Source organism: Pseudarthrobacter sp. SSS035 (assembly GCF_023273875.1).
Taxonomy (GTDB): domain Bacteria; phylum Actinomycetota; class Actinomycetes; order Actinomycetales; family Micrococcaceae; genus Arthrobacter.
Window position 1 is genome coordinate 752,530 of the sequence record NZ_CP096882.1, and the last position, 22,021, is coordinate 774,550.

16 protein-coding genes are annotated in these 22,021 nt (G+C 59.5%); 5 read left to right on the top strand and 11 right to left on the bottom strand.

What is annotated here, in order from left to right; all coding sequences use genetic code 11:
* Positions 1-329 precede the first annotated feature (329 nt).
* Both MUN23_RS03415 and MUN23_RS03425 read right to left on the bottom strand, forming a co-directional pair.
* Complete coding sequence (locus tag MUN23_RS03415) at positions 330-1,343, bottom strand: PASTA domain-containing protein (RefSeq protein ID WP_248762114.1); 1,014 nt, start codon at positions 1,341-1,343, stop codon at positions 330-332.
* A 650-nt stretch (positions 1,344-1,993) separates the two neighbouring features.
* Positions 1,994-2,593 carry an OB-fold putative lipoprotein gene (locus MUN23_RS03425; protein WP_248762115.1) on the bottom strand — a complete coding sequence of 200 codons (600 nt, stop codon included), beginning with the start codon at positions 2,591-2,593 and terminating at the stop codon, positions 1,994-1,996.
* A gap of 296 nt (positions 2,594-2,889) precedes the next feature.
* Between MUN23_RS03425 and MUN23_RS03430 the strand changes: the two genes are divergently transcribed.
* On the top strand, positions 2,890-4,170 hold the full coding sequence (locus MUN23_RS03430) for a GAF domain-containing protein (protein ID WP_248762116.1): 1,281 nt from the start codon (positions 2,890-2,892) through the stop codon (positions 4,168-4,170).
* 590 nt (positions 4,171-4,760) lie between these two features.
* Complete coding sequence (locus MUN23_RS03435) at positions 4,761-5,918, top strand: DNA sulfur modification protein DndB (protein WP_248762117.1); 1,158 nt, start codon at positions 4,761-4,763, stop codon at positions 5,916-5,918.
* Positions 5,919-6,365: 447 nt separating this feature from the next.
* Here MUN23_RS03435 and MUN23_RS03440 read toward each other — a convergent pair whose 3' ends face one another.
* The 6 genes from MUN23_RS03440 to MUN23_RS03465 all read right to left on the bottom strand — a co-directional run bounded on the left by MUN23_RS03440 (position 6,366) and on the right by MUN23_RS03465 (position 13,442).
* Positions 6,366-7,463 carry an XRE family transcriptional regulator gene (locus tag MUN23_RS03440; RefSeq protein WP_248762118.1) on the bottom strand — a complete coding sequence of 366 codons (1,098 nt, stop codon included), beginning with the start codon at positions 7,461-7,463 and terminating at the stop codon, positions 6,366-6,368.
* A 46-nt stretch (positions 7,464-7,509) separates the two neighbouring features.
* Positions 7,510-8,220: a hypothetical protein gene (locus tag MUN23_RS03445; protein ID WP_248762119.1), complete on the bottom strand. Its 711-nt coding sequence runs from the start codon at positions 8,218-8,220 to the stop codon at positions 7,510-7,512.
* 131 nt (positions 8,221-8,351) lie between these two features.
* Positions 8,352-9,284 (bottom strand): HNH endonuclease, encoded by a 933-nt coding sequence (locus MUN23_RS03450; RefSeq protein ID WP_248762120.1) that lies wholly within the window; start codon positions 9,282-9,284, stop codon positions 8,352-8,354.
* A 1,063-nt stretch (positions 9,285-10,347) separates the two neighbouring features.
* On the bottom strand, positions 10,348-12,045 hold the full coding sequence (locus MUN23_RS03455; RefSeq protein WP_371875970.1) for a DNA/RNA helicase domain-containing protein: 1,698 nt from the start codon (positions 12,043-12,045) through the stop codon (positions 10,348-10,350).
* Positions 12,046-12,085: 40 nt separating this feature from the next.
* Positions 12,086-12,406 (bottom strand): nucleotide pyrophosphohydrolase, encoded by a 321-nt coding sequence (locus tag MUN23_RS03460; protein WP_248762122.1) that lies wholly within the window; start codon positions 12,404-12,406, stop codon positions 12,086-12,088.
* 268 nt (positions 12,407-12,674) lie between these two features.
* The gene (locus tag MUN23_RS03465) at positions 12,675-13,442 is read right to left on the bottom strand and encodes a DUF3427 domain-containing protein (RefSeq protein WP_248762123.1); all 768 of its coding nucleotides are present in this window, start codon (positions 13,440-13,442) and stop codon (positions 12,675-12,677) included.
* 157 nt (positions 13,443-13,599) lie between these two features.
* Here MUN23_RS03465 and MUN23_RS03470 point away from each other — a divergent pair, with 157 nt between their 5' ends.
* Positions 13,600-15,858, top strand: a complete 2,259-nt coding sequence (locus MUN23_RS03470) for a putative transposase (RefSeq protein WP_248762124.1) — start codon at positions 13,600-13,602, stop codon at positions 15,856-15,858.
* Positions 15,859-15,874: 16 nt separating this feature from the next.
* Here the strand turns inward: MUN23_RS03470 and MUN23_RS03475 are convergent, their stop codons facing one another.
* Positions 15,875-18,280 (bottom strand): DEAD/DEAH box helicase family protein, encoded by a 2,406-nt coding sequence (locus MUN23_RS03475; RefSeq protein WP_248762125.1) that lies wholly within the window; start codon positions 18,278-18,280, stop codon positions 15,875-15,877.
* A gap of 299 nt (positions 18,281-18,579) precedes the next feature.
* Here MUN23_RS03475 and MUN23_RS03480 point away from each other — a divergent pair, with 299 nt between their 5' ends.
* Positions 18,580-19,500, top strand: coding sequence for a hypothetical protein (locus MUN23_RS03480; protein WP_248762126.1), 921 nt, complete (start codon positions 18,580-18,582; stop codon positions 19,498-19,500).
* A gap of 19 nt (positions 19,501-19,519) precedes the next feature.
* Positions 19,520-20,107, top strand: coding sequence for a hypothetical protein (locus MUN23_RS03485; protein ID WP_248762127.1), 588 nt, complete (start codon positions 19,520-19,522; stop codon positions 20,105-20,107).
* A 571-nt stretch (positions 20,108-20,678) separates the two neighbouring features.
* Here MUN23_RS03485 and MUN23_RS03490 read toward each other — a convergent pair.
* Positions 20,679-21,149 (bottom strand): hypothetical protein, encoded by a 471-nt coding sequence (locus tag MUN23_RS03490; RefSeq protein ID WP_248762129.1) that lies wholly within the window; start codon positions 21,147-21,149, stop codon positions 20,679-20,681.
* The gene (locus MUN23_RS03495) at positions 21,146-21,652 is read right to left on the bottom strand and encodes a hypothetical protein (RefSeq protein ID WP_248762130.1); all 507 of its coding nucleotides are present in this window, start codon (positions 21,650-21,652) and stop codon (positions 21,146-21,148) included. Before MUN23_RS03495 ends, MUN23_RS03490 begins: the two co-directional genes overlap by 4 nt.
* Positions 21,653-22,021 lie beyond the last annotated feature (369 nt).

The window sequence follows — 22,021 nt, forward strand, 5'->3', positions numbered from 1 at the left end:
ATATCCACGCCTGGGCGCGGCTCGCGCGGCCGTGGACACTGGTGACGGACGACGCCCCCCCCAACCAGGTGCAGAAGTTCCGGGACGCAGGGGTTGATGTGGGCGCCGCCCTACCCGGCGGTCGAGCCTGTCGACGTAGAACCTGCTAGTTGCGCCTGTCAAGAGCGAGACTGTCGAACCAAGCTCCACTGGCTGTACGATCTACTTTCCCGCTGAAGCAGTCTCTGATACCCGAAAGCGCCTGCTGGGGGATAAGACACCTTGCACGGCAATGGGCCAAGGCAGCCCAGAGGCAGGCAGGAAGTCTCCGCCCGCCTCTGTCAGCGTTTTCACCCGATTTTTGTCCAGATGCCGCAACGAGATGATTCAAATCCTTCGCCAGGGTAGACCGTCACCGTGACGCCGTTGGGTGCGAAGCCGACGAAGTCGTTAGCGATGATGTCACCGCCGCCGGTATTCCGGGACCAGTAGCAGTCCTTGGTGCCTGGCTTTGTTTTCCAGGTACCGGGCTCCATTGTTTGACCGACGACTTTGTCGCCATCGCCCATCTTGGTCGCGGTTACTGTCTCTTGGAGGAGAGCCGCGTGCGGAGCGTCCGGGCAAACAGTGAGAGCGGCTTCCGCCTCGGCTTTCCGCGCGGGAGTCGATTCCTGATCAGCGTAAGTGGTGTCGACTTTGGCGCAAAGGTTCATGATGTTGCCGACCGTGTAACCAGGGCCGCTGACGTTTGCTCCCTTTGACGCGACGAAGTCGACGAGCTTCTGTTCACTTGGAAGGAGTGTGGGCTTATCGCTTGGGTGAGAGCCGCCGATTTTCACTGAGCAGGTGCTGCCCCACGTGTAGTCAGGGCTGGCCCAAACCTCCTTGTAGGACTTGTAGGTGGGTTGCGTGCTGCTGTAGCTGCCGCAGGTGAAGGTGTAGCGCGTGGCGATCTTCGCTTCCTCGGCGGCAACCTTGGCCGCTTCAGCCTTGACCTTTCCGGCAGCTATGAACTCGGCCTCCGTCATATTCACCATGATGTGGACGTAGCCGTCCTTGGACGTCTTGCCAGCGGCCGGGTTCGTGGAGACAGCCATGACGGATGCGTCCGGCACGATGTTCGTTGTCCAGTTTTTGCCGTCTTTGCCGACGAGGCGGGCGTAGTAGTCGCTCTTGTTCAGCAAGGCCCTGGCTTCGATGTACGTTTTGCCCACGACGTCGGGGACCGGCTTTGCGGTTGCTTTCGGGGAGGCGGAAGCGGAGACCGAAGGTGATGCGGTGTCGCTGGCCTGCTCCCCTGCCCCACATGCGGTGAGGGCCATAAGAATGGTGGCTGCCAAAACGGCAGAGAATTGAAGCTTCATTTCCCGAATTTTCCTTTTGGGGTGCTTCATCTGGTTCAGAGAACCCAGAGTTTGAACCAAATGAATGTGTCACAATTATTGACTGAACTTCAGCGTGAAATACCATGCGTCGAGACAATTCTGGCCTGGGGGGCCGACCCATAAATGCGGACCGGCGGTAACGGTCGGTTTTCGCCCTCTTTAGGTTACGCTCAGGCCGCTGTTGAGATGGTAGTGCCCGCTGAAGCTGAAAATGTCCCTGCTATCTTGCTGTGTTCCGTCCAGGCTCCTAGTGTGCCCATCTGGCTGACAGAAACACGCCATCGTCGGCTGGGGCGCGTCCGTGATCTTGCCTGGGAGAAACATCCTGCTAGACGCCGGCTCCGCCGAGGGGTGCTCCGGCCCACGAACTACGCGGCGTCGAGAAGCTGTCCGTGACCACGCAGGCATCAACACCATGCAGGAACTGGCCGAGTCTGAGGAATCGACGTGGTCTGCCTGGGCGGCCGGCTGCGGAGCTCGAGCCGATGCTTCATCGAACCTCTGGCCGAAGCCGCCCTAGAGCGGATGAGCTTTTAGCGAAGCGGATTATTCTCAGCTGAAGTAAAACGGCCCAAGTCCGTGCCTGCATAAAGGCACGGACATGGACCGCCCAGACTAGAAGTGTTTGATCAGAGAACTTCGCAAGCCTTCAGCTCGACGCCGAGGTCCCCGCCATCCTGGAACGTGCCCCGGACCGTGATCGCGCTTTCGGGCACAATCGTGGCTGCCTTCGCCGCCGCTATGTCACTGCAGTTGACATGCAGGAAGCTGAACTGGTCGCCGTTGTCGAGCCTCACGATGTACTGGTCCTTATCAAGCAACTCAGTGTCAACCTTGTCGACGCTGCCGGTCACCTGCAGAACTTTTCCCTTGTACTTCGCGTCGGCAGCGGCCTCGTTGCCCTTGAAGTCCGCGAGTAGCTGTGCGGCATCAACTGACACTACCTCGGGAGCCGCCGCCTTTGCCGGGGCCTCTGTTGCTGCTGGCGCTGGCGCCGCACCTGGTGCCGCTGCCGACGCGTCCGCTGCAGGAGCGACTGTAGCTGAAGAATTATCCTTCTTGCCGCCGTTTGCAATCGACGAAATGATCATAATCAATACAAGGGCAAGCGGGAGTATGAAACGCTTCTTCTTGAACCAGGGGCGAGATGCCTTGCGGTATGCCTTATCGGCTGCCGCTTGGGCTTTGCCGTCACGCTTAGCCTCCGGCAATGTTGTGTTCTCAGTCATTGCAGATCCTGTCTAACTCGTTGGTTAACTTCTCTGGGTGGCTTGTCTGCCTACGGAATTGCTGAGATAAAGCCTGCATCAGAGATGACAGATTCGGCCCCCGAACAAACTATAGCCACGAAAAACTCCAAGCTGAGTATTTGCTGAGACATGACTGTATGGCGTCTGGCAGTTTGCTATTGGACGACGCCGTCACCGCCTCCGGAAATTCCGCACGGATGTGGTTCTCGGAACAGATACAAACCGCGTTACACGGTCACTGCCGGCAAGGACGCCGCCGGTGAGGAGGACACTGTTTGGACTACGGGCTGAGGTTTTCGGACCCGGCGAAGTACTCGCGCGCCCTGCGCCGCGACCACGAACTGGTCATCTCCGGTGTCCCGCGCCCGGAGATCCCCAACGACCTGGCGGATTCGTGGCGCCGCTCCATGGCCCTGGGCATCAGCCCGGACCAGCACAGCCCGCGGCACCTGCACGACGCCGCTGACGTCCTGGAGCTGCGGCGGGAGCACCGGCTGCACCAGGTCATGCCGGCGCTCAACGACCTGCTGGCCGACGACTCCAGTTCCGGCCGGCACCTGCTGGTGCTCACCGACGCCCGCGGCGAGATCCTATGGCGGGTGGGCAGCCCGGAGGTGCTGCGGCGCGCGGACCGGCTGGAGTTCTCCGAAGGGGCCGACTGGTCCGAGGCCGGCATCGGCACCAACGCCATCAGCGAGGCGCTGGTCACGGGCCGGCCGGTCCAGCTGTTCTCCGCCGAGCACCTGGTCCGCACCCACCATGAGTGGGCCTGCACGGCGGCGCCCATCACGGACCCGGCCACGGGACGGCTGCTGGGCGTGCTCGACGTCTCCGGACCGCTGGACACCATCAGCGCGGACACGCTGCGGATGGTGCGGTGCGCGGTCCGCCTGGCGGAGTCCCTGTTGGGAACGCCCGACGGCGGGACGTCCGTGAGTGCCTCAGCTCCCGTTCGCGCGTCCCGGCCATCCGTCCGCCGGCCGGTCTCTGCCGTCGAGTCACTGGAACTCCTCGGGGACAAACCTGCCGCGGTGTTCCGGGACGGCAGCCGGGTGCCGCTGACGCTGCGCCGGGCGGAAATTCTCGCGCTGCTGGATTCACGTGCCCAGGGCTGGACCGCCGAGGAACTCGCCTATGAGCTCTACGGCGACACAGGCACTACGGCGGCCATCCGCACGGAGATGTTCCGTGTCCGGTCCATGGTGGGCGATGCTGTGGAGTCGAACCCATACCGTTTCGTCGCAGGCCTGACCGGACGGTCTGATTCGGTGCGGGTGCTGCGGTTGCTGCGCGAGGGGCTCGTGGCCGAGGCACTCAAGGCATACTGCGCTCCCCTACTCAGCCGCTCGGGGGCCCTGGCCGTGCAGCTGCTCCGAGATCAGCTGGATCTGGCTGTGGGGTCGGCCGTGCGTTCCAGCGGCAACGCCGGGCTTCTGGTCCGGTGGCTGTCGACGGATATGGGCGCCGCGGATTTCGAGGCGGTCGAAGCGCTGGGACGGCTGGTGGGACGCGGGGACGCGCGGTATCTGGCGTTCCGGGCGTGCTTCGGAGATTGAGGTGATCTAAACACGGCAGAAGAGGCATATCTGCATTTGGGATATCAGAAGATGACATCGGACATAACTACGGGCCCTCGAAGTTGGGGAGCGTTCGGATGAACTACCCCTCACGTCGGCAGGTCAGCTCTGGCAAACGACGGAAATCAACGCCCGCCACTGGATGCGTGCGATGGGTCTTCCCGACGCTCACTTACCCAGGCGGGCGCCAATTCTGGAATCGCCAAGTGAAATACGAGGCCCCTGATGTGGCGGCCATATTTGCAGAACCTGGTCGGAGCGCGGCAAAGACTTTGGGGTGCGTAAGCCGCAAACAGATTTCCCGTCTCGGCGCGCTGGATCCTTAAGCGCAACGGGCGAGTTTTCGGGCGTGTTCCGATCGTGCCTGCGGTGCCACGGCTACGGTCGCCCACACGGCTGCGTCGCCGCGGCAGCCCACCATGGGGCCTTCGAGCAGAAATATACCATCGCGCTTCCTACGTGGAATCTCGGCCCACCTACGCGAAATAATGGACGCTCATCGATGGAAATCGACGAGGCCTACGTGATATTCTTGTGAATGTCAACTTGAGCTAAGGAGGCGGCAACAAATGGAATTGCAGCTCAAGGGGATCGGCTACAAGCAGGGCGACCGGCAGATGATCGCTACCGCGATGGACCCGATCTCACTCGTAAAGACGGTGACACCACCCGACGTATGGAATCCCGTAGGCGAGCAGCCACACGGGAACCGCCCCGTGGATAGACCGCACCGGCGCCGCATCGCTGACTACCTCGAAACGGTGGAGGACTTCGTCGGAGTCGTCCTTTACGCGAAGCCGGAGGAAGCCCGCTTCGAACCCGAAATCGACCATGGCGGTCCAGGGCGCGGCGGCACACTCTACCTTGCATACGGTGCGCAACTAGACGTCGGTGACGGCCAGCATCGCATTGCCGCGTACTCCGATGTCATGGCCGAGCACCCCGAAGAAGACGATCCCGTCCGTCGGCGTCTTCGCCGCAGCGGACAACCCGTGATCATCGTCATCGACGACAACCCGCTACACCGGGCGCAGGACTTCACCGACTTGCAGCGCAACACGAAGCCGCAGACGCGCAGTCTCGCAATGAGCATGGACCGACGTCAGATCGTCAATGTCGTGCTGATTAGCACCGTACAGAACCCTGAACTGCGGATCTTCGGAGAAGGTGCAAGCCGCGTCGAGTTCCTGTCCGACTCACCGGGCAAATTCAGTGCCAAGCTCTTCTCTTTCAAGACGATCCGGTACATGACCGGCACCATGCTCATCGGTACTTCCCAGCGGACGACGGGCGGCTGGGACAAGGCCGTTGACCGAATGGTTGAGCATGACCAGCACGGTGCTCGAGAGCTGATTGAGGCTTTCTGGAAGGGCGTTGGCGCGCTTCCAGACGTCGCGGCAGTGACCGAGGGAATACGCACTGCGGCAGACCTGCGGGAGAAGACTTATCTGGGCAGCGCTGGGATCCTTTACGCTTTGGCCTTCGCTGTCTACAAGGCGCGCGAGGCCGGCCAGCCCGTCGACCGGGCACTTGAATCGATGAAGGCTCTCGACTTCGGGCGAGCACAACCGACGGAAGAGCGCTCTCTTACTCCGAGAGACACGATCTTCGCGGGGAATCTCGTTGACCCAAGAACGGGAAAGGTTGGTTCAGGTCGGCCGGCTTGGGAAGCTGCAGCCGAGGCCATCTTCTCGAACATAACGCCCGAGCACCAAACAACGAACTGAGGCCGGCGAAGGAACTCTCGGTCCAGCCTAACTGGTGCTTATGCCGCTGCCGGCGGTGGTCACCTCTTCGCATGAGTGGCCATTGCCTTCAACAACTTCGCCGCCGAGTCCAAGGAGACGCCACCCCGGCGATCACAGCCCAAGTAGTGGCTGGCCCTGAACGACACGACGACGGCATTCCTGTGACCGTTGGATGATGATGCACCTATGGTGCCAGGCGAAAAATTGCCGCGAGGATTCCTTCGCCAGGCCAACAGTGACGGATGGAACGACGATTGGGAGTCTACGTCGCATCCGACGGTTCCGTCAGCGTTGGCGGGCGGCAGTGTTCCCCTGACATTCCCAGCGTATTTTGTCCAGCAAGCGTCTGCCCAGGGACTAGTCCCGCCACCGAGCCTTCCTATAGTTCAATCCTGGTCGAACGCGCCAGGAGTAATCAGGCTCTAGCTAGAGAACGACTCTCAATGCCGGTCGCTCAACGACATTCCCGAGCACTTGGCGCACCCGCTCGGGAGCCCACTGAAGCTCATTCGACAAGTCAACAATTGAAAACCCATACTTTTCAGCAACTTTCATTGCGTCCTTCAGAAGCATTGGCATTTCCCCTGGATAGTCCAATACAGACGCTTCCTGGCGAATGCCAGTGCGCAACTTTTGATACGCGCGACGAACGGAGACGTCAGAGGCCCCTTTCAGCTCTTGCATCCGATATACAAGAGCCTCGGGCGAAACGCCCCACTGCTGGCTGATCCTACTGAGCTTCGGGAGATTCATAGTACTCGGCAGGAGTGGCTCAATCTCGGTTCGAGGCATCAGAAACTCGGCAGCAAATGCGTCGGCTTCCCTTTCTTGAAGGGGATCCCCTACTGCAACATCCCGATGAAGGATCAGGTGTCCGATTTCATGGGCACAGGTGAAGCGATACCTGTAGACGGATTTGGCCTTCTCCGGTGTCACCACGACTATCGGGCGCTCCAGTGCTGACGTTGAAAACGCGTCGACCCGTGCGGCCGCATCTGGTTCACCGACCATAGCCAGGAACGAGACCACTATTCCGTTTCGTTCCATGAGCTCCACAAGGTTGGCCACAGGCCCTTCAGGCAATTCCCAGTAGGCGCGAAGAGCCCTTGCCGCTTCTACCGGAGTCATAGTGTCATGAAGGCCATCAAGATTCGGAACATTAGCCTCCGGCAATTCAACTCGCTTCTCAAGGGCGAACGTGAGCTCCCAAACCTGTTCTACAAACGTTGTCGCCTTAAGCCGTTCATAGGACCGAGTTGAGCGAAGGCTCCGGAAATGCGCCTGCGACACATCCACCTTGCCGATAGGCCGCCCTGTTGCGAAGAAGGCCACGGGCTGGTTCAACTCGTCGGCCATCAGACGAATCATTTCCGGGCGTGGAGTTACCCCCGCTTCGTATTGCCCGATGGCTGCGCCTGTGACACCGACGGCATCCCCTAAGGCATGTTTGGTAACTCCCGCTAGTTGACGGGCCTGGGTCAAGCGTGCCGGATCGAACGAATTTCGCACGGCACGCGTTGACATGAGCTCCTCGGACGAGAACAGAGTGAGCTGGCGTGTATTCAGCTTCTTAACCACTTACTCGCTTGGGCAACAAACCGAAGTCGCGCCGGGGTTGGCCATCGAAGCGCTTCGACTCAGAAGACTCAGTCATCTCCGCGGTGTCGGCAGCATGCAGCATCTGGACGTTCTCCAAGAGGAGAGTCCCGTCATCATTAAGCTTGGCATCTGCCCAAACCGCATGGTGCAGCGCTTTGGAGCTACTTGCATACGCGACGACAACGACGCGGTGGTGCTCACGGGGCTCGGAGTCGACCAGGACCCTCAAGGATTCCACGAGCTGAAGTTCTTCTTCACTGAGCGACGCCCGGGCACCATCCCCCAAATCGAGCATCCCCTGCGTCGCCCCGACCGGGATGGTAAACGTGCCAACGCGAGAATCCGAGGTGGCGTACTTCTTCATCAACAAGTCCGTAGCCGACGACTTTGAGTAGCGCCACTGAACGAGCGCCGTTCCATTGATCACGAGTACCTTTGGCTTACCCTTGCCGGGACTCTTGTATTCAACGTCCTCTTTGCCTGCCAAAGCTTCATAAAGCCGTTCCTGTACGGTATAACTCACCGTCCCATAGGCTCTTTTGTTCGAAGAACGAATCATCGACTGAGCGTCGGCGTGCTCATCATGACAACTAATCAGCGCTTCAGTGAGTAGGGTGGGAAGCGATTTTCCAATTACCCCGAACCGCTGAAATGCCCACGCGATATCGACTACAAGTTCCACATGGTCTCCTATAGATAAGTACAAGAACCATACCCTGGCACTTTAGAAAAGTCTACAAACTGCACAGTTTCGGGCTGGGCGCAGGACCTTCGCCAAAGAATCCACGCAACGACAGCAGTGGGTTCGCCTGTTCAAGCGCTCCTGAACGACTCGTAAGCAGACTCCAGCAACTGTCGTCGGGGATACTCCCGCCGGTTTTGAGGTAGCTCCATTAGTCGCTGCCCGTGCCTTGCCTGGATGCCGTGCTTCAGCATCGGGCCATCAATCTCCGCCAAAATATCTTCGCGAACCTCGACCACGAAATCAGGACGAATTCCCAGGATATGGGCGTCAAAAGCGGCATGATGTATTTTGCACAATGCCATTCCGTTGACGACAGAAGCAATGCCAAGTTCCGAGCTGTCGGGCACAATGTGGGCGGCATCAAGTAACTCCTTGTGCGCCAGTGAACATACGGCGCATCTGCTTCTGTACGCCCGCAGCACAGTTGATCGAAATACCGGTTGATGCAGCCGTCGTTTAGTCTCCACCATGAGGTACCGACGTAGAGGCTCCTCCAACGGACTTCCTTCGCTCACCAAACCCCTGCCCACATTCGGGTCAATGACGAATTGCTTGAGCTCAGGCTCTTCCCAAAGTAGGTATACCGGAAAAACTGGTTGGAAAACCGCTGGGCCCATGCCGACGCCGAAGAACCAAATGAGAGGCAGCTTCTGCTCCATTGCAGAACGAAGAGCCCTGTTATCAGGGTGCTCGGGGTCATCGCCTCTCCAGGCGTAACGAAGGAGTCCATCTGGCCCAACATTGTCGTTGTAAGGGCGTTCCTTGCCGGGAGCTCTGTAGACCGTCTGGATGGAGAGAGCGGCGGAGAGGTCGCGTGGCTTCCAAATGCCGGTCTGCGTGGCCTGCAACCGTCTTGAATCACCATCGAGAGCGAAATCCTGGATGTCTTCCCTTGTGAGCCAATCTTGACCGTCGTTTGTACGAACCGTGAGCCACGCCATCGCTTCTCGCCGCAGCCTTGAATCAAAACTGTCCGTGCCGGTTTCCCCAATTTCGACCATCTGCCCAGGATAGCTGTATGAACGCACCCAGCTGTCGGCGACGCGTGCAGTCCGGGTCGCCGACGCCAGCCACACTCTAGCTCGTACGCGGCGCCATCCACCCTGGGCCGGCAGGCGTCACGACAACCCCCAGATCGGATATGGATGTCACGCTCGACACGATCCTTTAGGGACCGCGTCACGCCACAATTGGTGTTCGCCTGATGCGCGCCCACCCGGTGACGATCGCGCCCGAAGCGTGGACGGGCTTTTTGTTTCGCACGACCTCAGCAGGCTTGGCACAAGCGTCTAGTCTCATAGTCGAGCGGAAAGCACTCAAACATTTAGCGAGAGCGGATTCTCAATGCTGGGCCACGCGCTGGATGAGGGTCTATAAACCGCCCCAATTCCGCGATGATTTCCTAGACCCGTTGAAGAATCACATTCACGCCGCAGCCGTTTCAAATTGGCGATCCCGTGGTGCCGGGGAAACAATCTCCTGACCGGGAATAGGGCTTGGTGGATTGCTAGGCGCCGTAACTTCTCAAGCACTGTGGGCGACAGGAGCCTAACTACCGCAGTGTGACCGTTCGCGGTTTCCTGGTCATAAGTCTTCACAACGATCCATGCGACCGTGCGGGGATCCGCATACGCCTGACTGCGCTCGGGCCCAGCCCTTGATTAGGAATATATCCGAGTAGACGAATTCCCAGAAGGCACCGTAGTTACCCGCCCACATTTGGCTGCGGTACCAAGTTTGTATTAGCCAGCCCCGTTGAGGAACCGATCAACCCGTCCGCCTTACGCCCGTTCAGCCTGGCGGATACGACGGCTGCTTAGAGGGCATCCAACCCCGGCCACCACTCACGCCCCTCCCACTCCGAGACTAGTTGGGTCTGGCAAGGCACGGAATCTTGGGTGGCGGATGACCCGAAGAACTTCACGTGCAATCCAGCGCTTGGCTTCCTTGCCATCTCGTTCTGACTGTCAAGGATGGCGGCAAAAGTCGTGGCTGCATAGACCATGCCCACCATTAGAAGGGCGGTTCTAGAAAAGAACAGAAGCCTCTCGCCGCAAGAGACAATCATCCGGAAATATCATTGCGACTTCGCCCAGTTCCCTGAGGAATAAAATGGCGCAGGTATTCCCGGAGTGCTTTGTCATGCACGTAAACGTAAGTCCCATGCATGCCTCTCGTCATGAGTACGGCATATATATTTGTGATGTATCTGAGCAAGTCACTGTCGGTGTACACGAGCCCAAGTTTGGGGTTGTTTTCTTTGCCTTTTTTATCGAAGTAGCTAGCTCGATCGACAGCGATAGCTTGAGCCTCCAGATCAAAGCGGAGATCAGGTCCGATAATGACACCTGCATAATTTAGATCGTATCCCTGGACTGTATGTATAGAGCCAACCTCATCTATTGAATTCTTTGAGTTGATCCAGTCAGTTTGGGTTTGGTTCCAGCGAAGACGATGTCCATCAATCTCGATGTCAAAAGCATTAGGATCGGTCTTTGTTTTCCAGGGCCACGCGAAGCCTGCGACAAGTCGCGCAAGTTGTACCTCTGACTCTCGCCTACGGATGGCATCGTGCATATCCCTGACATCATCAAAGAATCGAAAATCGTAATTCTCGATCGGCGTATGAACAGGAGGTTCCGACGAAAAAATTTTACGAATATATTTGATGTAGTCCGTCCCGCCCTGGACGCGCATCTGTGAATGCAAACGGTAAAACTTTTTCTCAACTTGCGAATGAAGTATGAGGGATTGGACTAAGTCCTTCGGCAAGTCCGCGGGCCTAACGCTTTGTTCAGCGTCCACTAGCAGAATCTGGTGCTTGCTGCTCTCACGAACCCAGTCCAGCTGCGTGATCGACAGGTTATCTACGCCAAATAGGGCTTCGGTAATCTCACGATATTTCTTGTTTTGAGGGCCGGACGGCTGGTTTGCGCGTTGGCTGAGCCTATGCGCTTCGTCCACTATCAGCAAATCGTAGGGCTCTTCGGATGGTGAGAGGTCAAATGGACTCAGGACCATGCCGGGCTCAAGAGAAGGCGTCTTGTTGAAAACCTTTTTGATGGTTGAACGTAGTGACTGCTGCGGGACGACTAGGCCAACCTTGAGATTGGCAATGAGATCACGGTTGCCTTCTACAAAGTAATCCGAAAAGATTGAGTCACTATCGAAACTTTCACCTTCTTGAGAAAGCTGAATATCGCGGAGCAGCTTCATTAGATATATTGCAATTATTGTTTTTCCAGTGCCCGGATCTCCCTGAATGACGCTGGTACTTGGCTCTCCACGCTCTATATCACCGAGCAGGCCATCCAGGATCTCTCCGACTGCACCCGCCTGATCGTGGTTAAGAGCTTTAAACGGCGAAAACTTGAAGAGATCGCTGTTTTCGATCTCGGGGATCGAGCGTTCAAACATTCCTTCTGCTCGCAGTTCCTGGAATATTTGCTCAAAAGACGTTGTGTACTTTGCGCGATCGTAGTAGTCCGAATCGCTGACCCCAGCATTTCCATTCAGTACCTGATAGCGCCCTTCACCAGCGAAAAGTCTAATTAGGAACGACTCTAGATCAAGGCAGGCGGACTTATGAAAAGTATCATCGATGACAAGATGCATCCTTTGCAAGCCACTCTTTTCGCGCGTCTTCAAATGCTGTCGCATGCGAGAAGTTACACTTCTCGACTCGCCGACGTACACGTCTCTTGAGTCATTCAACGTGTAGACAACTGGCCAGTTGGTGAATTGGTCGCCGCTGCGGCTCAACAGCTCAATCTCGTTAGCCGAAAAATTCCGTCGTTCAATCCTAAAGCTCGTCATACTTCGAACTCCGCCCCCGAGCCTTCTCTATCGGGTACTTAGTCCTGGTCTCTTCCAGTTTTTCGGCCACAATCGTGTCAGGATCAAGGCCTAGACGATCAGCCAATAAATAGGCATATGTCAATACATCAGCAAGTTCTGACTGAACTCGCATCGGTTCAGCTTCTTCGCCCCACTGGAAGCATTCCAAGAGCTCGCCCGCCTCAATTGAGATCGATTTCGCCAAATTCGAGCTGCTGTGGAATTGACTCCACTCACGCTCCGCAACGAACTCTCGGAGCAACCGAACTACAGAATTATCAGACATGATTTCACCGTAACATGCACCGAATGAAGCAAGCCCGAGCGTCCGTATTTTTGTTCAGTCGCCGGCACTCGTTCCCAACGGTGGTGCGAAAGCTCCTCGGTAACTCCGCCTATCGGGCAACCGCGCGGACGCAAACACAGCGGGTAGGTCCCTAGTCACGAATTATCCATTCACTGACCGTCAACCTTCCCTAAAGTTCGAGGAATTCTGCACCACCTATGGCCGCCTATAAAAAAGTCACGAGCTCACCTCGCGTCATACGGGACTACTACTGCGCCACTGCAGCAGCCGTTGCATACACATCCGCGGGCATGGGGCGGTGCAGCTTCCACGTGATGGCAATGGGCCTCTCTCCTGCGTGCTGTACGTACTCCACCTGCCCCAGGCAGGTGTAGGGAACTGTCAGGCCAGTCTCATCGTCCGCTGTGTCCCTCGTGAAGATCAGAACCTTCGTACCATGCGCAGCTCGGTCCAGGTATCGGCGTCCTGTCGGGCTGGTGGGTGAGGTCGCGTTCTGCGATTCCCAATGGAACAGCTCAGGGCTGATGGCATAGTCCTTATACATCGTTGTGGCCGAGTGTTTCTTGTCATCCTTATTCAAGGTGACAAAGAAGGCGTCCGTCGAAGTCGCCGGACACCAAGCGACCCCCTCGCGGTGCTGGACGTTCTTGCCCTGCTCCAGCGAACCATACTGCAATGCTGCCAGTATCTCCTCTCGCCTGTAGGTAGCGTGCGAGAGCAGCGGAACGTGCTGCAGTCCGGCCCCGAGACTCTTCGCTGCGTGTTTGGAAGCGGCCACTCCAAGCGTCACGACCTGGCGAATCTCGCTGCACACAAACTGGTACCCGCGCAGGTAATCCAGTCCGGCGTCGTACTCTTGAAAACCGCCGCCGTCGTCCCACAACGTGTAGAACAGCATCCGGGCGAAAGTCTGCTCGCGCATCCCAAGCTCCGCGTAGCGGGGCGCATCTGGGCCCACCAGCATCGAGTACGCCTCGGCGCGTTCCGGATCATCGACATGGATTAGCGCAGCCATCCGGCCCCAGGGCTCCTGACATGGCTGGGGGTCCGTGTGGGTGATTTGTTGAGTTTCCGGGGATTCTTGCGGGCCAAAGTCTTTTAATCATGCCCTCAATGTGAGATAATAAGAGTGTGACTATTTTGCTGGTGATGGAGGTGGGAAGATGGGTCTGATGCCAACCCAGATGCCCCTGCCGTTGATCGAGGACCTCGGTGCCGTGTTGATCGGATCCTCCGCGGCGTTGCTGGAAAATGAGACGCACGGCGGCAAGGTTTTCCTCAATGGCCAGTTGTGCTGGGTGTGGGATGCCGGCCAGGATGACCTGCGCCGCCTGGCCGCGGTGCAGTTGGTGCGGACCGGCGCCGCCCGGGTCAACGAGGTAGCGGCAGGCTTTGGCGTCACCCCGGAATCCTTGCGGCGCTGGCGGGTCAGTCTTACCGGCGAGGGCGTCTCCGCGTTGGCGCCGGTGAAGAAAGGCCCCAAGGGCCCGACGGTGCTGACCGGGGAGAAAGCGGCCGAGATCCGCCGCCTGCGTGCCGGTGGTGCGAGCCTGCGGGCAACGGCTGCAGCGGCCGGGGTCTCCACCGACACTGTCCGGCGCGCCCTCGCCGGCGATGAGTCAAACACCCCGGAAGCCGGCCAAATCAGCGCTAACAAAGGCGGATCAGCGCCCGGCGCATCAACGTCGCCGACCCAGCTGGTGTTGCCCGTGCTGCCGGAGCCGACGGATCGTTCCGGGGAACGGGCAGCAGCCCGTTCCGGGCTCCTCGAATGCGCGGTCCCGGTGTTTGCCCCGGCGGCCCGGGTGCCGTTGGCCGGGCTGTTTCTGGCCTTGCCGGCGCTGGAGGCCACCGGGCTGTTGGCCTGCGCGAAGGCAACGTTCTCGGCGTTGCCGGACGGGTTTTACGGGCTGGAAACCATGCTCCTTGACGCCGTGTTGCGGGCCCTGGCCGGGGAACCCCGTGCCGAAGGCGCCACCCGGATCGATCCCGTGGCCCTGGGCCGGGTGTTGGGCCTGGACCGGGCCCCGGAAGTAAAAACCATCCGCCGCAAAATCGGGTTCCTGGCCCAGACCGGTAAGGCCGGTGACCTGCTCACCGCCCTCGCCATCCACCACCTCCACCCAGGGGGCGATAGTGAGCGCGGTGGTGAGGGCGGGGATCTGGCTGCTGTTCTCTATGTTGACGGGCACGTCCGCGCCTACCAGGGCACCAAGAAAATCGGGAAGGTCCATTCCACGAGGCTGAAGTTCCCGGTCCCGGCGACCGAGGAAACCTGGGTCTCTGACGCGCACGGTTCCCCGGTGCTGGTCGTCATGGCCAAACCCGGCACCGCCCTGACCGGTGAACTGCGGGCCCTGCTGCCGCAGCTGCGCACCATCATCGGAGACTCCCGGCGGGTGCTGGTTGGTTTTGACCGGGGAGGCTGGTCACCGGCGCTCTTCAAGCACATGGACGAGGCCGGCTTCGACGTCCTGACCTGGCGCAAAGGCACCACGGCGGACATCCCCGAGGACAGCTTCACCGAGGTCGCCCATGTGGACACCCACGGGGAAACGAGGACCTGGAACGCGGCGGACACGGCCGTTGATCTGGCCCTGGCCACCACCGGGGAAGCGTTCCGGATGCGACAGATCAGCCGGATTGTCCCGGTCAGGGGCGGGGCAACCCGGCAGATCCACATCCTCACCACCGATCAGGGGACGCCTGCCGGTGAGGTGATCTACCGGATGGGGTCCCGCTGGCGGCAGGAAAACTACTTCCGCTACGCCCGCATCCATTTCGACCTGGACTCCCACGACGCCTACACCTCCACCGATGATGACCCCGAAAGGTCAGTGCCCAACCCGGACAAGAAAAAGGCCTACCAAAAAGTCGTCGCCGCCCGCGCCCACTACGACCAGGTCCTGGCCCGAACAGACGCCGCGATGCTCGCGCTGCGGACACCAGCCCCAGGCACCAACGAAGTCACCATCACCAACGCCATGCACAACCAGGTCACCGCGCCACTCTGGGCCGCGGAAACCGCTCTGGGCCAGGCAGAAACCGCCCACCAGAAGATCCCCGTCAGAGTTCCGTTGGGAGCACTCTCACCCGGCCAACAAATCCTCGACACCGAGACCAAACTCATCACCCACGCGATCAGGATGGCCGCATTCAACACCGCCACCACCCTCGCCCGGGAAATCCGGACCAACACCGGCTACGCCCGCGCCGCCGAAGAAGCCCACACACTGGCACGGCACGCGCTCACCGGCAGCGGCGATATCGACACCACCACCCCCGGCTACCTCACGATCCGGCTGGACCCACTCCCCACGGCGCGGGCCACGGCGGCAATCGGCGAGCTCTGCCAGCACCTCACCACCACCCAAACCCGCTACCCCGGCACCGGGCTAATTCTGCGCTACGAAATCAAAAACCACGCCTGACCCCACACGCAATAGCTCACCATGTCAGGAGCCCTGGGCCCAGGAGCTTCTTCTCATCGGCATCCTTCAGATCCTCGATCTTGCCGCGGAGCGCCGTCTCCACCGGCGAGAACCCCTCGATCAACCCGGCCTGGCGAAGGTAACCGGTCCAGGAATCCCTGGTCGACCGGTAGATCGACTTCACATCGTTTCCAGACCGCTCCAGGTAGGCGTCCAGCTCGGTCTCCGCATATGAACCAATGTCTCGAACGAGTTCCGCCCGGTTGAACCGTAGCTGTGCCTTGATGTTGTCCAGCACCACCTGCTGCGCCACCCTGTCTAACACAATCTGGGAGCCCGATGGCAGGTAGGGGAAGTCGTCCTCGACGGCCTTCTCCAGCTCCTGGCGTCCGTAGCCGGTGAGCGCCCGGTACCGCAGATCGAAGCGGAACTCACGCCGTTGCTGGCCGATGAAGTCCATGATCGTCAGAACCGCCTTGCCCTCGGCCCGGCGCAGCCCCCGCCCCAGCTGTTGGAGGAAGATCGTGGCGCTCTGTGTGGGCCTGAGGAGCAGGATGGTGTCCACCTGCGGCAGGTCCAGGCCTTCGTTGAAGAGGTCTACGGCGAAGATGCAGTTGATCTCCCGCCGGCGGAGGCGCTCCAGCGCAGCAGCACGGTCGGCGTCGTTGGTGCTGCCATCAACGGCGACGGAGGCAATGCCGGCGCCGTTGAACACCTCGGCCATGTAGTGGGCATGCTGGACCGATACGCAGAAACCGATTGCCCGCATCTGGTCGGTACTGGTGACCTTGTCGCGTAGTTCGCGGATCACCTTGGCAGCGCGGGCGTCGTTGCCGGTGTAGAGGTTGCTGAGTTGGGTGGTGTCGTAGTTGCCGCGCTTCCATTCCAGCTGGCTCAGGTCGACGTCGTCCGAGACGCCGAAGTAGTGGAACGGCACCAGCAGGTCAGCGTCCAGGGCGTCCCACAGCCTGAGCTCACTGGCGGTGCGCCCGTCGAAGAACTGCTTGGCGACGTCGACCCCGTCGCCGCGTTCCGGTGTCGCAGTGAGTCCGAGAAGTTGCTTTGGCTGCAAGTGCTCCAGCAGGCGCCGGTAGGTGGGCGCCATGGCGTGGTGGAATTCATCGATGACGACGACGTCGAAGAAGTCGGGCTCCAGCTGTTCGATGCCGAGCGAGGACAGCGACTGGACGGAGGCGAAGAGGTGCTTCCATTCCTTCGGCTTGTTGTCCCCCACATAGAGTTCGCCGAAGGCACCGTCCTGCAGGACGTCACGGTACGTCCGCATAGCCTGTTTGAGGATCTCCTGCCGATGGGCGACGAAGAGCAGCTTGAGATCGCGGCCGGCCGCCTCGCAGAGGCTTTTGTAGTCCAGGGCGGCGATGACAGTCTTGCCGGTGCCGGTGGCTGCCACTAAGAGGTTGTGGTTGAAGCCCTTGAGGCGCTCCGCCTCCAGTTCTTCGAGCATCTCCTCCTGGTGGAGGAAGGGCTGTACTTCGAGGCCGGTGGTGGCATCTGGGGCCGCGGTACAGCGACCACCGTTACGTTCCAGGGCGGCGTCCAGCTTTTCGCCGTCGCGTTCCGGATCGTAGCTCTGGAATGCCCGCTGCTCCCAGTAGCTCTCGAAGGTGACCTCGAACTTCTGCAGGAGAGTGGGAGTGCCAACTGAGCTGAGCTTAACGTTCCATTCCAGGCCATCCAGCAAGGCAGCCTGGCTGAGGTTGGAACTCCCGACGTAGGCGGTGTCGAAGCCGGAGTTGCGGCGGAACAGCCAAGCTTTGGCGTGCAGGCGCGTGGCTTGGGTTTCGTAGTTGATCTTCACTTCAGCGCCGTACCGCGTGACGAGCTCGTCGATGGCGCGCCGTTCCGTGGCGCCCATGTACGTGGTGGTGAGAACTCTCACACGGGCTCCCCGCTCCTGGAGCCGCTCGAGGGCAGGCTCGAGCAGCCGGAGGCCCGTCCACCGGACGAAGGCGCAGAGCAGGTCGACGGTGTCGGCGGACTCGATCTCGGCCCGGAGCTCCGCGGCGAGATTGGGCTCGTCCTTGCTGTTGGTCAGCAGCGCTGAGTCACTCAGCCTGGTGGCGGGTCGGCGGAGTTGTCGGCGCTTTAGGGTGTCCGGACGGTGGAGTGACTGGAGTTGCGTAGGGCCTTCGGCTATGCGGTCGGTGTGGTGAAGCTCTTGGAGGAGCTTGTTTGCGAGCGCCACGCGTTCCGTCGGCTTGGCTGCCGCCAGCGCCTGGCGAACGGCGTCGGCTACATGACGGGAGAGGATGTCCGAGCTTTCTTCGTCTTCGACGTCACGGAAGACCGGCTGTAGCTCTGCTGCCTGGTCCAGGCGGGTGCCGAGTAGGTCTGTGCTGAGTAGTTCGTACAAGCCCTCGGTTAGCTGCTCCGCCGCCACTCCCCCAATGAAATTAGTCACTTCGCCAGGGTATTGGAGGGACTGACAATTGACTAACGTACAAACACTGACCCGGCATACAAGGCCGCGCCTTCTTTTGACTGGCCGCCTTCCAACATGAAGTAGTAGCCCGCAAAGGGAAGTGGGATTGGTCAACTAAAACTTCCCCCGCTTAAAAGACCCAGAGTCGAATTTCGTGCAATTCCGAGTCGATCGCCGGAGCGCCGACGCAGTATAGACTGTTGCGGCCGACAAACAGTTTATCGGCCGCAACAGCTCTATGGGGGTCTTCATTGTCGGCGTACGGGTATCGGATAAGCTTGTTCAGACTCGCGTGGAAAGGACGTCCTCAAGTTTCCCTCGAGTTTGACGACCCCACACTTCCGTTCGACGCTCCTCGCCTGATCGCGGAGACTCTGAAGGATATGGTCGATCGCGGCGAAGCCGACAAGCGCAAGTCGACCTTCTTCACGGTGGACGCATTCAGACAGAGCAATTGGGGCTTCGTCGCTCACGCATCAGGAGGGGACTTTGGGTCCCCCGCTCGCGCGGTTGATGTCGGGACTGGTCAGGTAACGAAGGACATCACAGCGGACGAAGCAGTCCTGCGCGATTCCCGCCTCGTTGTGCTAGTCCCTCCTTCCGGGATTGAAGGTCTAATCATTTCGGAAGTACAGGGGAATGCAAGCCTACTCACACCCTTTGTCAACCAACTTGACCGACGGCTGAACGCCCATGGCCTGAAAATACACGTGGACAATGCCATCGCGGATTCTGTAGCTTGGAATGACTACCTCAGTCGACCGGACGTTGGAATCCAGGGAATCGAGCTCGTACAGAAAGACTCGGTCGACCGGACCAGCTTCGATGATCCGTCGGGCGTCTCGACCGTGAAGATGTACGTCGGCATCGAAACCGGCAGTATGAAAGCGCGGAATATCGCCGCCGCGTTGAAGCAGCTTGTCGGGCGTCACCATTCTCCGATGAATCTCGTGGGCCTTGTTGGGATCAAGGGCCGTACTGAAGGCGACTTCGACGAAGAGAAAATCATTACGGTTCAAGATGGGAAGAGTCGAGTGCTCGACGTGACACACGGCTGGCCACGGTTCGTATATCGCCTCTCTGAAACTGTCAGACCCTCGGAGGAGGATTTCCTCAACGGCGCGCAAACTGCCGCTTTTGATGTGATGCTAGGGGCAGGCATTCAGCCGACAGGCAAGTGGTGGCCTCTAGCGACTTGAACTGAAGAAGGAGGAAGTTATGTCAGACGTGACCAGGTTCAGTCTGAAGCCCATCGTGGTGAATCACTTCGCGAGCCTCCGCACGGACAATGCGACAAGGATTAGCCTATCTTCCAAAATCCTGCTTTTCGTTTTTCCCGTGGTCGCTGCGGGATTAGGGGCTGTGGCCGGTTTTCGTTTGGACAGGAATGGAGCCACGGCTCTGCTGACGACTTCAGGCCTGCTCGTTGGAGCCATGGTTACGGCCTTCATTTTCTTGGCAAACTTGCGAATCAAAATCTCTGAAAGCGAAACGCTCAAGATACGACGCCAAATGAGCCTCCTCACGAGCGAAACGGCCGTCGCATGCCTCTATTGCGCCGGACTAGCCCTGGGGATCGCTGCCTCGTTGGCTGCTGGCCTGGCGGCACCGTCAGGAATTCGATGGGAATGGTTACGCGTTGGTGGCACGGCCTTGATTGTGGCCGGACTCGCACATCTGGGCGTAAATTTCCTTACCGTTCTTCGGCGGCTTTTCGGGGTGTACTACAACGTATTCCGTGGGGACTTCTTGCGTACAACCCCGACCAACTTGACAAACAACGATGCAATGGACAAAGTCGGCTGACGCGTCCTTTCAGGACACCGGCAACCAGGTCGAAGCCTTCAAGTATTGGAACCGACCACGGGGTTATCGGAGTATTTGAAGTGTCCACCCACCGGGCGTAAATGTCCTGCTGTGCGTCGCCAAATGCCTGGGGCCGATCCACTGGATACCGGTTTCCGGTCTCCACCGCACCGCACCGCAGACATTTTCAGTCGGTGATCCTGGGCGTCATCATCGCGACGTCGATGCTCCCCGGCGTCTCCGTGGCGGTGCCGCTGCTGCGCCTTTTCACGGACATCGGTTGGATCAACGTCTACCAGGGGATGATCGTCCCGAGCCTGTCCCCTCCGCGATCACGCTGGCGGTCTGGAACCTCACACCTTCATGAAGGCCCTGCCGTTCGACCTCGAGGAAGCCGCTATGATCGACGGCTGCACCTAGTGGCAGGCGTTCCGCAGGGTCCTGCTCCCGCTCGCCGCGCCGAACGTCTTCACCACCGCGATCCTGACCTTCATCCACTGCTGGAACGAAACTACAGCAAGCTGGCCTCTCGGGGGCTCGCGGTCCATGCCAACGTTCGAAGTCTGCCGACCTAATTCGACGACTTCGCCCCGCGGGCAAATAGTCTCTTGAGCGTGCCCCTTGTGAAGTAGACACCAAGTGACAAACCAGAAATCACGCCACCAGCAGCCGCGATGACGCAGAACGACCAATGGGCGGGAGTGCCGGTCCATGCCCCGATGACGGCGTTTCCGGACAGACCTAGGAGGAAAAGTCCGATCGGCAGCATGATGACGACGCCTACATTGGCGAGTTCGTCGAGCCTCGTGACCAGCAACTCAGCCCGAGCATCCCTGATGTTTACCGTTTGCACATCGTCTAGTCCGCGAGATTTCTCCCGCGCCAGAGCTTCGAGCTGCCCTTCGAAGTCGCCGACCACTTTATCGAGTTCGGCCTGAGCGCCAGACGTGAGCTGCGTCTGCCTTCGCGGGAAACCTGGTTTGCCGCCCTCCTGCGGAGGTGTCGATTTCCCGACGGACTTCGTTGACTGGGCAGCCGTCAATTCTGATCCCCCATAGCTGGACCGGCCGCGGGGTTGACTGCACCCATACGCGGCTGGAGGCCATCGAGTTCGGTCCGGGCAATGTCGACGTCATCCCAAGCTTCCGTAAGTTCCCGCTGGAACGTCGACGCCGCAGTCTCATAGGCCGAACGACGCGCCCTGATTCCGCTTCGCAGTTGAACAATGGCGCCACTAGCAGTCATGAGAGCTGAACCCACAGTGAGGAAGACCGTCCATGACTCGACGCCACTGCCGTCGCTGAGGAACACTGACGAGTAAGCGAATACGGTGAGGATCAGTAGGCTAATTGTCGAGATCACAGCTGCAACTGCGCTGAACCTAATTAGGGTCTTCTCACGCTGCATTTCATGCGCGTCCAGGGACCTCAGTTTCTCAATGACAAGCCGCCGTCGAGCGTAGCTCTCCCGGAATTGCCAGTCGTCATTGTGCGAAGAACCTTCGTCGGGAACTCGTGGCCCTGCGCCGAAACCCGTGCTTGTCATGTGTTCATCCTATTAGGTCACCTTCCGGCGTTCTGCACTGACCTTGGCGTAAGTTATTTCAGCACTGCGCACCATCGTCGCTCGACGCCGTGCCTTTCAAGAATCCTGCGTGCCAATGAAATGCTGCGTGCCAACGAAGGGTTTAGAAGGCGGCGAGATGGTCCGACATGCCTGCGGCCAGATGCCACTGGCCAACCCTCGCTGCGCGGACCGGCTAGTCATCGACGAAATACCGACTACGACGGCAACACCACGCCGGACAGCCGCCCGCCGATCTGCAGGGCGATCGAGCTGGCAGCGGACACCGGGTCCTCGAACGCGCCGCCGGAGTGAACCAGCTGGGTCACGGAGAGACCGCAGCGAAGATGC

Coding starts and splice junctions, on each gene's coding strand:
- MUN23_RS03415 (WP_248762114.1), bottom strand. CDS start 1,343: ATGAAGCTTCAATTCTCTGCCGTTTTGGCAGCCACCATTCTTATGGCC.
- MUN23_RS03425 (WP_248762115.1), bottom strand. CDS start 2,593: ATGACTGAGAACACAACATTGCCGGAGGCTAAGCGTGACGGCAAAGCC.
- MUN23_RS03435 (WP_248762117.1), top strand. CDS start 4,761: ATGGAATTGCAGCTCAAGGGGATCGGCTACAAGCAGGGCGACCGGCAG.
- MUN23_RS03440 (WP_248762118.1), bottom strand. CDS start 7,463: ATGTCAACGCGTGCCGTGCGAAATTCGTTCGATCCGGCACGCTTGACC.
- MUN23_RS03450 (WP_248762120.1), bottom strand. CDS start 9,284: ATGGTCGAAATTGGGGAAACCGGCACGGACAGTTTTGATTCAAGGCTG.
- MUN23_RS03460 (WP_248762122.1), bottom strand. CDS start 12,406: ATGTCTGATAATTCTGTAGTTCGGTTGCTCCGAGAGTTCGTTGCGGAG.
- MUN23_RS03465 (WP_248762123.1), bottom strand. CDS start 13,442: ATGGCTGCGCTAATCCATGTCGATGATCCGGAACGCGCCGAGGCGTAC.
- MUN23_RS03470 (WP_248762124.1), top strand. CDS start 13,600: ATGCCAACCCAGATGCCCCTGCCGTTGATCGAGGACCTCGGTGCCGTG.
- MUN23_RS03485 (WP_248762127.1), top strand. CDS start 19,520: ATGTCAGACGTGACCAGGTTCAGTCTGAAGCCCATCGTGGTGAATCAC.
- MUN23_RS03495 (WP_248762130.1), bottom strand. CDS start 21,652: ATGACAAGCACGGGTTTCGGCGCAGGGCCACGAGTTCCCGACGAAGGT.